This window comes from Chitinophagaceae bacterium (genome assembly GCA_016710165.1).
Taxonomy (GTDB): Bacteria; Bacteroidota; Bacteroidia; order Chitinophagales; family Chitinophagaceae; genus Ferruginibacter.
On record JADJLJ010000001.1, the window covers coordinates 627,806 to 641,088 of the forward strand.

6 protein-coding genes and 2 pseudogenes are annotated in these 13,283 nt (G+C 46.3%); 2 read left to right on the forward strand and 6 right to left on the reverse strand.

Going from position 1 to position 13,283, the window contains the following annotated elements; translation table 11 throughout:
- Window positions 1–82: 82 nt before the first annotated feature.
- Window positions 83–1,260: pseudogene (locus tag IPJ02_02770) on the forward strand (MFS transporter).
- Between the two features lie 124 nt (window positions 1,261–1,384).
- Here the strand turns inward: IPJ02_02770 and IPJ02_02775 are convergent.
- The 3 genes from IPJ02_02775 to IPJ02_02785 form a co-directional block, all read right to left on the reverse strand.
- A complete protein-coding gene (locus IPJ02_02775) occupies window positions 1,385–3,607 on the reverse strand; it encodes a CRTAC1 family protein (GenBank protein ID MBK7374514.1) in 2,223 nt (740 codons plus the stop codon).
- A 194-nt stretch (window positions 3,608–3,801) separates the two neighbouring features.
- The gene (locus tag IPJ02_02780) at window positions 3,802–5,058 is read right to left on the reverse strand and encodes a fasciclin domain-containing protein (protein ID MBK7374515.1); all 1,257 of its coding nucleotides are present in this window, start codon (window positions 5,056–5,058) and stop codon (window positions 3,802–3,804) included.
- A 40-nt stretch (window positions 5,059–5,098) separates the two neighbouring features.
- Window positions 5,099–7,870, reverse strand: a complete 2,772-nt coding sequence (locus tag IPJ02_02785) for a TonB-dependent receptor (GenBank protein MBK7374516.1) — start codon at window positions 7,868–7,870, stop codon at window positions 5,099–5,101.
- Window positions 7,871–8,008: 138 nt separating this feature from the next.
- Here IPJ02_02785 and IPJ02_02790 point away from each other — a divergent pair.
- Window positions 8,009–8,940: pseudogene (locus IPJ02_02790) on the forward strand (phosphoribosylaminoimidazolesuccinocarboxamide synthase).
- Between the two features lie 2 nt (window positions 8,941–8,942).
- On the opposite strand, the gene IPJ02_02795 reads toward IPJ02_02790, so the two are convergent.
- The 3 genes from IPJ02_02795 to IPJ02_02805 form a co-directional block, all read right to left on the reverse strand.
- A complete protein-coding gene (locus IPJ02_02795) occupies window positions 8,943–9,989 on the reverse strand; it encodes a rhodanese-related sulfurtransferase (GenBank protein ID MBK7374517.1) in 1,047 nt (348 codons plus the stop codon).
- A gap of 260 nt (window positions 9,990–10,249) precedes the next feature.
- A complete protein-coding gene (locus IPJ02_02800; protein MBK7374518.1) occupies window positions 10,250–12,808 on the reverse strand; it encodes a carboxypeptidase-like regulatory domain-containing protein in 2,559 nt (852 codons plus the stop codon).
- Between the two features lie 72 nt (window positions 12,809–12,880).
- Window positions 12,881–13,228 (reverse strand): hypothetical protein, encoded by a 348-nt coding sequence (locus tag IPJ02_02805; GenBank protein ID MBK7374519.1) that lies wholly within the window; start codon window positions 13,226–13,228, stop codon window positions 12,881–12,883.
- Window positions 13,229–13,283 lie beyond the last annotated feature (55 nt).

A 13,283-nucleotide genomic window follows, 5' to 3' on the forward strand; every position in this document is an offset into this window, starting at 1 on the left:
TAACATGGCTTCTGGGTCCGGCCGTGAAACTGCAGGTTTTCGAAATGTATTAAGAAACAGAAACAAAAAACCCGGCATCCATATGCGTTATGCCTCTACCAGGAGATGGATCTTACCTGCAATTGTTGTTTCGCAATTCTTTTGTACTTCTTTATGGTTTGCAGGCAATGCGATCATGCCCGATCTCATTAGAAACACCGGGGTTCCTGAAAGTTTTTTAGCCAACCTCACCAGTGCGGTGCAATTTGGCTTCATAGCGGGTACGTTAATTTTTGCCATCTTTACCCTTGCCGACCGTTTTTCCCCTACCCGTGTCTTCTTCACCTGTTCCATCATTGCAGCGTTGTTCAACCTGGGAATGATCATTCGGGGTATTACACCGCAGATGCTGTTGTTGTTCCGGTTCTTAACCGGCTTTTTCCTGGCCGGTATTTATCCCGTTGGTATGAAGATAGCTGCCGATCATTTTCAGCAGGGGTTGGGAAGGTCACTGGGATTTTTAGTGGGTGCCCTTGTTTTGGGAACATCCTTTCCACACCTGGTAAAAAGTACCATGGCCGGTCTTAACTGGGAATACGTGATCTATTCCATCTCGCTGCTTTCCGTTGCTGGCGGGCTGATCATGCTGGTTACCGTACCCGACGGACCATTCAGGAAGCCGGGCAACAAATTAAAATTAACGGCTTTTACCGTGGCATTCAGGAATAAAAATTTCCGGTCGGCCGCTTTTGGATATTTTGGACATATGTGGGAGTTGTATGCCTTTTGGGCCTTTGTTCCGGTGATGCTGGCAGCAAATAAAGCACACTATCAAACAGGCATCGATATTTCTCTTCTGTCTTTTATGATCATTGCCTGTGGCGGGGCCGCATGTGTGCTGGGTGGCCTGGTCTCCCGGCATTTTGGAGCAAAGAAAATAGCCACGGTTTCACTGTTCTTATCCTGTACATGCTGTTTGCTTTCCCCGTTCTTCCTTTTCAGCAGTTCGAACCCGCTGTTGACAGGGTTTCTTCTTTTTGGGGATTGGTCGTCATTGCCGACTCTCCCATGTTCTCCACCCTGGTTGCACAAAATGTTGCCGGAGAATTAAAAGGAACAGCGCTTACCCTGGTGAACTGCATCGGTTTCTCCATTACCATCATCAGTATCCAGGTAATTAAGTCATTTGCTGCAGTCATTACTCCCCGGTACCTTTATATGCTGCTTGCCATTGGCCCTGTACTGGGCCTTATTGCTTTGTGTAAAAATAAAAGTGACTGATGTAATATTCAAAGTGCATTACCGCAGCGGTTTTTTTTAGCTTCTGCTAAAGCACAAGGAATAATCGATATCGAAAAGCCATTAACTTTTTAAGATAAAAGATCCGCTAAGAATTGAGTAGTCATTAATGCTTGTGCTGCACGGCCGGCGTTGCCATCCCTGTTGTTTTCAGTTTGATGGGCTTAATATTCAGCGTTTCTGTTTCCTGCCTGCCTTCCGTGATCTTAATAAACTGGTTGGGCTTTATATTCTTAAATACCTGCGTAGTACCGGAAGCAGGCCAAACGATCTTTATTTCATCAATAACCCTGGCAGTGCCAATGCCAATGCTCTGCCGCAAGGGAGAAGAACCGAAACTGCCGCCTGAGTTAGCTTCCCGGTAAATGATCCGCTTCCTGCCGTTCTCTGTGATGGTTACTGTGATCTTTGAACCGATGCCCTGCCTGTTCGATGTATTGCCTTCCAGTTTTAAACCGATCCAGTTGTTGTTCCCCTGGCCGGGATTATAAAACAATGCTGTGTGATAAGCATCACCGATATAAGCCCCACCCAGGTCTTCGATGATATCCTGCATTCCGTTATTATCTATATCTGCAAAAGAAACACCGTGGCCTTTCTGCAAATGACCCACCCGTGCCGCATTGGTCACGTCTGTGAAATCCTTTCCACCCAGGTTCTTATACAACCTGTTTGGAATAATGGATTTGTAACTGGGGTTTCCGGTACCCAAGTAAAAATCGAGGTACCCGTCATTATCTATGTCCCCGAAATTGGCCCCCATGGAAAAAGAGGTCTGGTTCATATCCATGGCAGAACTGACATTGGTAAAGGTTCCGTTACCATTATTCATGAACAGTTGCACTTTACCCGCAGGATCAGAAGAAGGATTCAGCGCTTCTTTGGCTGTATAAAAAGAAAGGGCCCGTTCAAATTCATAGCTGCACATGAAGATATCCAGCCAGCCATCATTATTAAAATCAAAGAACCAGGTGGGAAAAGTGCGGTTCTCAAAACCAGCAAAGCCGGCTTCATTCGTTACGTCTTTAAAATGCAGGCCCTGCCCTTTTCCGCCCTCGTTGTGCAGCAATACTTTTTGTCCCCCCAGGGTGGAAATAAAGATATCTGCCCATCCGTCGTTGTCATAATCACCCGAACTGACTCCTTTGGCATACACGGCTACTTTCATGCCGATACCTGCAGCCACGTTGGTAAAGGTCCCGTTCCGGTTATTGATATACAATTCACAGGGATGCAGTTTGGCAGGATCCATTGTTTCATTTCCAATGAAGAGATCGATCCATCCATCGTTATTGAAATCGTTCCAGGTACCTGTTTGTGTGGGATGTTCCGAAAAAATACCCGCCTGTATGGTAACATCGGTAAAGGTTCCGTCGCCGTTATTGCGTATAAGCGAATTGGGTTGTTCCAGTTCTGCCATTTGGCCCTGCCAACCACCCCGGAAAATAAAGATATCGATCCAGCCATCATTGTTATAATCGGTTTGAGTGATGTTAAGACCCCCTTTGAATTTGCTGATACGGGATCTCTCCGACACATCCGTAAATGTACCATCGCCATTATTCTTAAAGTAGTGCATCGGGTCATCCAGTCCCCAGGCCGAGCTGATAATGTCGAGGTTCCCGTCATTATTAAAGTCATCCACGATCATTCCGCCTGAGCGGTTTTTCAGGTCAAGCCCCAGGGTGCCGGCAATATCAGTAAACGGGTTTACATTCACTTTCGATCTTGCATCCAGTCCCGGAATGATCCATTCCCGGGGAACGTTGCCAGGATAACCTCCGGTAACCATATAAGCAATATTCAATAACCAGCGTGAATCAAGATCATCCGGATTTTCTTTCAATGCTGTCTCAAAAAGTTCAATTGCTTTTTCGGCAGGCTCTTTATCCCGGTGAATTCCCTTACCCTGTATGGGCGCAATGCAAGCCTCCGCTGAATGATAATTAACGCAGTTATTACGCTCTGCCAGCCGCATATAGGCAAGACCGAGTGCCGGGATAGCAAATCGTTTTGATGCCGGAACATCTTTTACAAAATCTGCGATCCTGCTGAACAGGTTAACCGCATCCTGTTCCCTTCCGGCTTCCAGGAAAGCATGCCCGAGCCGGAATGCCAGGTTCAGGTTTTCTGTCGGGTCTTTCGTTACCCGGAAAAGTGAATCCAGGTAAACGATCCTTACTTCCGAAGCAAACATGTTTTTGGGGTTGTAGAACTGTATCCGCAACTGCTCGAGGTAGTTAAGCATTCTTTTTTCCTGGTTCACCTCAACGTCTTTATTGACCCCCTGCTGGGCATTGGCGTGCATGCCGGTCAAAGTAAAAAACACAGCCAGTATTAGAAGGACCGATCCGGTTTGCTTTGTACTATACATATAACAAGGAATGATTGAAAACAGGGAATGCAGAATTATCCTGTTGTATTTACATCAGCGGCACATAAACCTGCTTTCTGTCCTGTTCAAAGTTAAAAACAAAAGGGCTTCAGAAACCTGAAGCCCTTTAACTATTTTATGAATTGAGATTATTGCGGAAGCAATACCCGGTCGATGATGTGATATACCCCGTTTACAGCATGTTTATCCATGGTAAGTACATTGGCTGCTGTGCCGCTGTAAGGCGCCCCGCCCGGAGGGAATGTGCCATAGCCTGTAAAGCGGGCGCTGGTTACGGCAGGCCCTAAATAAGTGGCAACGGCAGATACGCCCGGGTGAGCAGCAATACTTCCGTTGACCAGGGTCTTTACAAAAGCCGGTGTTGCCGGAATATTATTTGAGAATACCCGTATGTTAGGCTGGTAGGGTGTGGTGGTACTGCTTGTTAAAGATGCCAGCAGGTGATAAGCAACAATGCCTTTAACCAGGGCAGTGGATACATTGTTCGTACCTAAAAAAGCAGGGCCGGCTGCTACGGCCGCATTTGCCTGTGCAGTGGCAATGACAGTACTTCCGGTTGCAGCAAATACCTGTGCATATACCAGTCCGAAAACAAGGGTTTGAAAAGCGGCATCATTCGGTGCCAGTACCGTCATATTGGTAACGCCGTAATTAAGCAGGGAATCGAACTTTGATAAACCAACAGAACCACTGTCTGCACGGGCAACTGCCGCACGGAAATAAGATAATGTGGCTTCCCCGGCGATCATTGTTTTTAACGTAGCCGTAGGCGGAGCCGCTATGGAATACCCCGTATGAATGATCCCATTGGCTGCGGCCATATCCGTAGCGATCAACGGCAGGTTATTTACATAAGAGTAAGTGGTACCTCTTGCCGGGAAGATCGGCATCCGTACAAATGGCTGGTTTGGATCCAGGATTATCTGGCTGGTAAGCGGGTAGTTCGGGAAACCGTTACCGATGGAAGCAGCAGGAAATTTCTGACCGATGGTATTATACTGTACAATTCCTGCAGCGTTGGCAGCAGGTAAACTTCCATTAATAAATGCAAGAACAACACTGGCAGGTGCTGGGTATGGAACTGCCCCGCCTGATGCAGCAGTTGCAAATAAATTCATCCCGTTATTATCCGTTGCAAATAGTGTAAAAGACTTTGTAAGGTCGTTTAACGAGGCTGTCAATCCTCCCCGTGCTATCAACGCAGCGTAATTGCTGTAATTCGGATTGGCAGCCAGCGTGGCGGCAATACCACTACCGGTTGGATATACCGGCGTGGCTATAGGAGCCAGTTGCTCCAGGTCCTTATTGCAGGAAGCAGTTAACAGCGCCAGTGCGGTTAAAACAACCAGGTGAAAAGCCCTGAGTTTATGGATCATTGTTTTCATTATAGTCATTTTTAATTTTAAATTTTAGTTACCAAAGGGATCAATAAATGTTATATCCAAAACTTACATAGTATAACCCGCCGATCTGTGAGTTACCGATCGCATTATAATAATACTGGTTCAACAGGTTGGTTGCACCGATCTTTATGATTGATTTATTGGCCTTGGGTAATTTCAGGCTTACCTGGGCATCTAAATTATGCACAGCGGGTAAATTGCCGTTGGCAAAATCACCCTGGTAATAAAAACCATCCTGCCACCGCCATGCTACGCTGAACCCGAGTTTTTTACCGGGGCCGAATGCGGTATTGCCAAGGGTGAGGTTTGTTTTATACTTGGGCGCATTAAAATATGCCACAAAATTCGACGGCACATCTTTTAATATATCCGAAGCAACGTTGGCACTTACCACAAAGTTCAACGGCAATCGGTAATCAACACCCAGGCCAAAACCATAGGTCTTTACCTTGTCGGTTGTATTCAAAGGAACCGAGATATTTCTCCTCCGGGTGGGATTCGTAATATCTGCAGCATTTCCGGTAGTTGTCTGCATGGTGTTTATCCTTCCCAAAAAGTCTTTGTACTGTCCGTAATAACCATACACATCGATCAGTAATTTGCTTTGCATTAACAGGCCTTTATAACCCAGTTCAAATGAACTCACGGCCTCCGGTTTTACTTCCGTGGTGGTGTAAACGGTGGGAGTTCCGGCCAGCACACTGGCTGCATCATATAATGGGTTGCCTGAATAATTCAAATACGTGGCAAAAGACGGGTTGCTGCCAACAAGGCGGGTACTGCCCACCTGCAAATTGATGAACTGCTGCTGGTTGCTCGGGAAACGATATGCGGTCTGGAAAGACAAACGTACATTATTATCCTGCATGACCTTGAACAAGGCCGTTACTCTTGGTGTGAAACGGCCTTTGAAATTATCGGCCTTATCATACCTGCCGGAAACAGTCAGGTTCAGCCGGTCTATGATCTGGCGGCTGGCCTGTATATATCCTCCATATTGTGCCAGTCCGAAAGCGCCGGTTGAATCAGCAAATAAAGTGCCCTTGGAATTCAGTATGTATTTTTTATAGTTAGCCCCGATCATGATATCTGCAATGCTTTTTGTGAATGGGGTAAGGTTATAGTTCCCTTCCACCGCCCACAGGTCGGACTGGTCTAAAAGCAAACCACCATTTTGTGAGATCGGCCTTTTTCGGATCGCATCATATGCACTTACAAAGGGAGCAGAACCTGCAGCCGGTCTTCCTACGTCAGCAAGGGCCCTGGAAGCCTGGTGGGCATCGTATTGCGTCATGCCGTTCATCAGGTTGCTCAGGTAGGAAAAAGCATATTGAATGTACCAGTCTGTTGGTAATGGGGTTGGATTTCCGGCCGCATCAGTGGTAACTGATTTTTTCCATGATTCATTAAACAACCGGGTGGTGGCAGTGGCGTTGTAAGACTCGCCGGCATTCTCCTGTGTTGTATAAGCACGGAAGGACCAGTTGGGGTTGTTGATCTCCAGTTTGTACTGGCCCATTTTGAAATCTTTCAGGGAATAACGGTCACTGCCTGTATAGATAGTATTACCCGTTCCCCAGTAAGCAGCAAGTATTGCTTCTGTATTTTTTGTTATCTTATAATGCAATGATCCGGCCAGTTTAAAGTTAACCGTATTCGGATTTAATAATTCCTTTTCGGTATAGCCTGTACGGGATACATTTTGAGGTGTATTCAATAGTCCGTTGGCATTGATGAAATTGGCTGCACCCGGAAGGCTGGCTGCAATGCTTGAAAAGAATGCACGGATGTCAACCGTGGTTTCGTCACCGTACACATTGATGCCGTCATAATTCGGATCTGTTTTCCTGTTACCCGGAATTACACTGCCCGTGGTACCTGTCCGGCTGTAATTCCTGTTATCGGTAGCCATCCAGTCTTTTGCCTGTATGAGCTCGGCATTTATTTTAAAAGCAAATCTTTCAGACATTTTTTTTCCCCACCTCAGGTTCCAGTTATTATAGAGGGAAGGATCTCTTTGACGTTTATTACCCACATGCATGATACCCTCTTTGATCAAAAAAGAGAAACCCTGGTATTTGAATGGGTTCTTGCTGGTCATCAGCAGGGTTCCGTTCATACCGCCGGGGCCGTATAAAGCAGAAGAAGCGCCGGACAGCAGTTCTATATTATCCACATCCAGTTCACTCAATCCGATGATGGAGGCCACGGAAAAGTTCAGACCTGGGGCCTGGTTATCCATTCCATCCACCAACTGGTTGAAACGGGTATTACCGCTTGAGTTAAAACCACGGGTGGTCGGTGTTTTAAAAGTAAGTGAAGAAGTGGTGATGTCCACGCCTTTAAGCGTTGTAACCACATCGTAATAATTTGAAACCGGTGAGTTACGTATGTTGGCGGCGCTGATCCTTTCGATGGAAACAGGCGATTCCAATATCCGCTGGGGAACCCTGTTTGCCGCTACCACTACTTCCTGGCCAAGGGCATTACTGGGCTTAAAATCAACCTGGACCGGTTTGGCTGCACTGGTCACCGTAACTTCCTGCAGTTCATATCCTACGGAAGATATCAAAATGGTTACAGGCAGGCTTTTCACGGTCAGCTTAAAATTACCTTTATCGTCAGTGAAAGTACCGGTCTCCGTCCCCTTGATCATTACCGAAACAGCCCCGGACCCTTCCTTCGTGTTGCTGTTTCGTACGTTTCCGTTAATAGTTACATTTTGTGCATAGGCCGCAATCGTTAAAATAGTAGCCATGAAAATAGTAACCATATAGGTTGTAACTTTTCTCATATCTCGTTTTTTGGTTTTAAATATAAGGCAAATTAAGCATTGTTATTTTTAACTTAAAATTTAATTTTTTACCCATCTTGTTGAAATCTAAGCTGGTAAAAAACGTGGTATTACAAAGCCCGGCAGTAATTTAGCAGCATGGCAAATTTCAATTTCCCCGGGCAGACCGCTTTTTACAAAGGCAAGGTAAGAGACGTTTACACCATTGCCGGTAAGTACCTGGTGATGCTGGCCAGTGACCGCATCTCGGCCTTTGATGTGATCCTTCCCCGGCCCATACCATTTAAGGGACAGGTATTGACCCAGATTGCTGCATACATGCTCAAGGCAACTTCCGACATCTGTCCCAACTGGCTGATGGATGTTCCGGCACCCAATGTGAGCATCGGTAAAAAATGCGAGCCCTTTAAAATTGAGATGGTGGTAAGAGGCAATCTTACCGGTCATGCCTGGCGTACCTATTCTTCCGGTAAACGGGAATTATGCGGAGCAGAAATGCCCGGCGGAATGAAGGAAAATGACCCCTTCCCCTCCCCGGTCATTACACCCAGCACGAAGGCTTCAGAAGGACATGATGAAGATATATCTCCCGCAGAGATCATAAACAACGGGTTGGCAACAGAAAAAGAATGGAATGCATTGTCCGGTTATGCGCTGAAACTTTTGCACGCGGAAATGAGATAGCAGCCCGGCAGGGATTGATACTGGTGGATACCAAATATGAATTTGGCAGGATCGGTAATGAGATCATTTTAATGGATGAGATACATACGCCCGATTCGTCCCGTTATTTTTATACCGACGGTTTTGAGGAAAGGCAGCAAAAAGGCGAACGCCAGAAACAACTGAGCAAGGAGTTTGTGCGGGAATGGCTGATCGAAAATAATTTCATGGGCAAGGAAGGACAGACCGTTCCGGCCATGAGTGATGAATGGGTGGACACCATTTCAAAAAGATACATTGAACTGTATGAAAAAGTGATCGGGCAAAAATTCGTTCCTCAAAAACTCAGCGACGAAGAAACGGAGAAACGGATCATCGCAGAAATAGAAAAACTGGGATTAACGTAATATCAGGTCTTTTTCATTTCATCCAGCCTTGGCCGCAGCCGTTTCATGCTTTTGTTGAACACCATCATCCCTTTATCAATTCCCTTGCGCAGTTCCTTTTGTTCCTCCAGGGGTAAATTGTACACCGTTTGGCAAGCCTCGCTGCAGCAACCATCCTTTTTTGCAGCACAATCCGCACATTGGATGAAAAGCAGGTGGCAGCCGTCATTTTTACAATTGGTATGTGTATCGGCCGGTTTGCCGCACTGGTGGCACCGGGCAATGATGTCTTCCGTGATGCGCTCACCCAGCCGGTCGTCAAAAACAAAGTTCTTGCCGATGAATTTACTCTCCAGCCCCTTTTCCTTCGCCTGCCGGGCATAATTGATGACGCCGCCTTCGAGGTGAAAAACATTTTTAAACCCGTTGTGCAGCATATAAGCGCTTGCCTTTTCGCAACGGATGCCGCCGGTGCAGTACATGATGATGTTCTTATCCCTGTTCTCCTTCATCATATCCACCGCCATGGGTAACTGCTCCCGGAATGTATCGCTGGGGATCTCGAGTGCTTTTGTAAAATGCCCCACTTCGTATTCATAATGGTTGCGCATGTCGATCACGATGGTGTCTTCTTTTTCCATCAGTTCATTCATTTGCTCCGCATTCACATAGCGGCCTTTTTTCTCCATGCTGAAACCGGGATCGGTGATCCCGTCCGCCACGATCTTGTGCCGCACTTTTATCTTCAGCACCCAAAAAGATCTTCCATCGTCATCCACGGCAATATTCAGCCGGATACCGTTCAAGGCAGGGATGGAATACAGGTAGTCCCGGAATGCATCTACATTGCTGTCGGGCACACTGACCTGTGCATTGATTCCTTCCTGCGCTATGTATATCCGTCCAAATACTTTCAGGGCATTCAGGGCCTTGTACATTTCGTCCCGGAACTGTTTGGGATCCTCAACAGGAAAATACTGGTAGAAGGAAATGGTGGTGCGGTGTTCGGTTTCGGCGAATAATAATTTTTTCAGTTCCGCCTGGGAAACCCGGTTGTGTAATACTGCCATAGTTTTTTCATTTGAATTTTTAACTGGTCTTCGACTTCGCTCAGACCAACTAAGAATAATCTTCCGGTACTTAGGATGTACAAGTACTTCGACTCCGCTAATACTTCGACTCCGCTAATACTTCGACTCCGCTAATACTTCGACTCCGCTAATACTTCGACTCCGCTCAGTACCGGAAAAGATTGGATGCTTGCAGGGCAAACCAAATTTGAGTTGCAAATATACTCAAAAATTCAGTGGAGTTTTATTGAAACAGTATTTTATAACCCGATGCTGAGTCCCCCGTTCCTGCGCCGGGGCTGTGCATTGGCCCGTACTGAATTACCCAGTAATCCGCCCGTGCCGATCCTTATTTCGCCGGAGATCGCTTTATTGTTACTGTATCCCACCACATAATCAACCCGGAATATCTTCAGTATATTTTCCAGTCCCACAAAGCCCTCGGCAAAATAACTGCTGCGGTTCACATAATATGCATTGGTGCCGGCCACCAGGTTCCAGTTCAATCGCTTAAAGAGCGGGATCTTATTCGTGAGGAAGCCATTGAAATGATGTTCAATATGCCCGAATGCAAAAAATGGTTCGGTTGAACTGTTGAGATAATAAGGAGCCAGTTGGTAGCTGTTCACGTATTCGCTGGCGGCAGTGGAACGGTTGCCGTTGAAATGCTGGAAATCCTGGATATGAACAGTCCGGGCATTGAGGAAACCTCCTATTCCGAGTTTATACCGGAATGTGCCTGCCAGTTTTAAATTCACGCCATCTGCCACACTGAAACGCCACTTGTCGAAGTTTGCATCGCTCCCCAAGATATTTTTGATCCCCCGGGTGTAGTTCAGACTGAACGTGGGATATTTTGAACCCAATGACATCTTGCGGTTTGGATACTGAATATAACGCTGGCCAGGCCTGAAGCTTATATCAATGCTCAGCACCAGTGCCTGGTTGGGGGTAAATTGTGCGGGGATCCTTTCTACGGGATAGTTGGGGGTAATGCGGCCTGAATCTACTTTGAAAATGGTAAAGGTACTGCTGTTATCCAGCGGGATCCTGTCTTCGTACAAAACATGGACCGCAAACCGGAAACCACTTTCGTACCGTTTACTGAAACCCAGGGAAGCAAAGTAGTTCTCATAGATCTTCATGAAATTATCGCCCCAGAATAAGGTATTGATCGCATTATTCAAAGGCAATACCTGGCTTTCTTTGTTGAACTGGCTCACCCGCTTGCCGCCACTGAATTCCCAGGTCTGCCGCCTGATCTTTTTATCCGTTTCCCAATCCCTTGTCCGCAGCGTCAGTTTGGCCCACGCATTCAGGTGTGTATTACTGAAGCCATAACGAAGATTGGGTTCAAAGGAAACATTCGTTTTGAATTTACTGAAGTACTTATCATAAAACATATTCAGGTTCACCACCACCCCTTCCACCGTATTATACTCCAGCCCTTTTATCAGGGATTCAATACCCCATTGAAACGTATTGGTCTTGCTGTAATGCGTGCGCTGGATCCCCTTCCAGAAAATATTCAACGGCTTCAGTTTGCCCTGTTTCTTTTTCAGGGAGTCGATCGAAGACTGGCTGAGCAATGAATCCCTTCGTACTTCAAAAAGGCTGTCCTTCACTTCGTAGTCAAGCCTTTCTTCCACTTCCAGCGGAACCGGCCGGATGGTATCCCAGTATTCCTTCGAACGTTTGTTTACCGCCGTATCGTAGCGCACAATGATGTTATTGAACCGGTTTTTGGCAAATACCGGGTTGATGAGGTAGTTTGAATATACCGCCACAAAATTTCCGATGGCATCAATGCCAAATTGTTTGAAGCTGAAATGGATCAGTTGGTTCTTCACCCGCCACACATCATTGCCCACCGGCACATGTATCTGGGTTATCTGGAGTGTGTCTACGATCTCAAGCTGCGAGGTCTTTGTAAGCCGCAGGTCCAGGCTGTGAATACGCCAGTCGCCATCGGTGATATTGATGATGCCGGAGAACACGGGTTCATAGTTACGCCGGGGGATCACCTGAATGCTGTTGATCTCTTTTCCGTCTTCATAAAAACTGCCCAGGAATTTATAGCGGTACATGCTCAACGCCGCATCGGCAATGGGAGAAACGAACCCTCTTGGATTGAGCTGGTTGAGGAATATGGAAACATTGTTTTGATAAAAACTGATGAAGGTTGGGAACGTGAAGCCAAACCCATCGCTGCCACTGACCCGGCTGCTGATCACTTCCAGCCGCAGTTTATCCGGCAACTGGCTGTATATTTCAGAAACCGATTCAGAAAGATAGATAATGCCCCTGCCGGATGAATCTACACCCATGTCTTCCCGGTCCTGTTCGGAGATCTTACGGCCCAGTATCTTTTTGGGAAGGTTCCGCAGCTTCAGCATATCCTTTGCATAGAGGCCGCATTGAAATGCCTTTACCTGCTCACTGTAAAATGACCTTTTCTTAATGGCCTGCCGGATGATAGCATATGCCGGGTCTTCCCCTTTTTTGATCACTACTTCGGCCATATCAAGCTGCTGGTTGGCAAGAATGAATGTTATCTCTTCATCGGCTTTTGCGATGGTGATCTTCGATTCCTGTTTGCGGTAGCCTATATGCTGGCAGACCACGGTATAAGTACCCGGGGAAACAGCAAAAGAGAATTTGGCTTTATCATTTGCACTGGCCCCGATGGATGTTCCTTTGATGGTAATGGATGCATAGGGCAACAGGTCGCCCTTATCAGAAAAAACAGTACCGTAAATTTTTTGAGCAGAGACGGGAACAGAGGCAAGTAAAAAAAGGACCAATAAAGCTCTGGGCATATTCAGTTTTGATTAATAACAAAAATAAAAGGCATTTTGTTACTGAAAGACTAAAATTAATCAAGGGATCCTTTATGCCTTGCTTTTGCGGAGAAAACTGCCTGCCAATGCCGCAAAACCCGCCACCAGCGCCCCGATGACCGCAGTTGCCAGCATCAGCAAATAAGGATTATCCATGTTGATCATAAGCAGGGATACTTTATGCGCCAGTATATGTTCATTGGCATTGCTGATCCAGAAACCCAAACCACCCCACAACAGGAAAAGCGCAACAAAACCGGTGATGAATGCCTTCCCGGGTCTTTGCGGGATCAATGCAGCCACTAAAAATGCAGCCAGGGCAATGCTCCACCAGGGAAGAAAAAGGCAGGCGGCAAAACTTAATAAAGCGGTTAGAATTAAAGAAACTATAAACTTCATAATATTAATTTGAAAATTTGAAGATGTACCAATCTGAAAATTTGAAGATGTACCA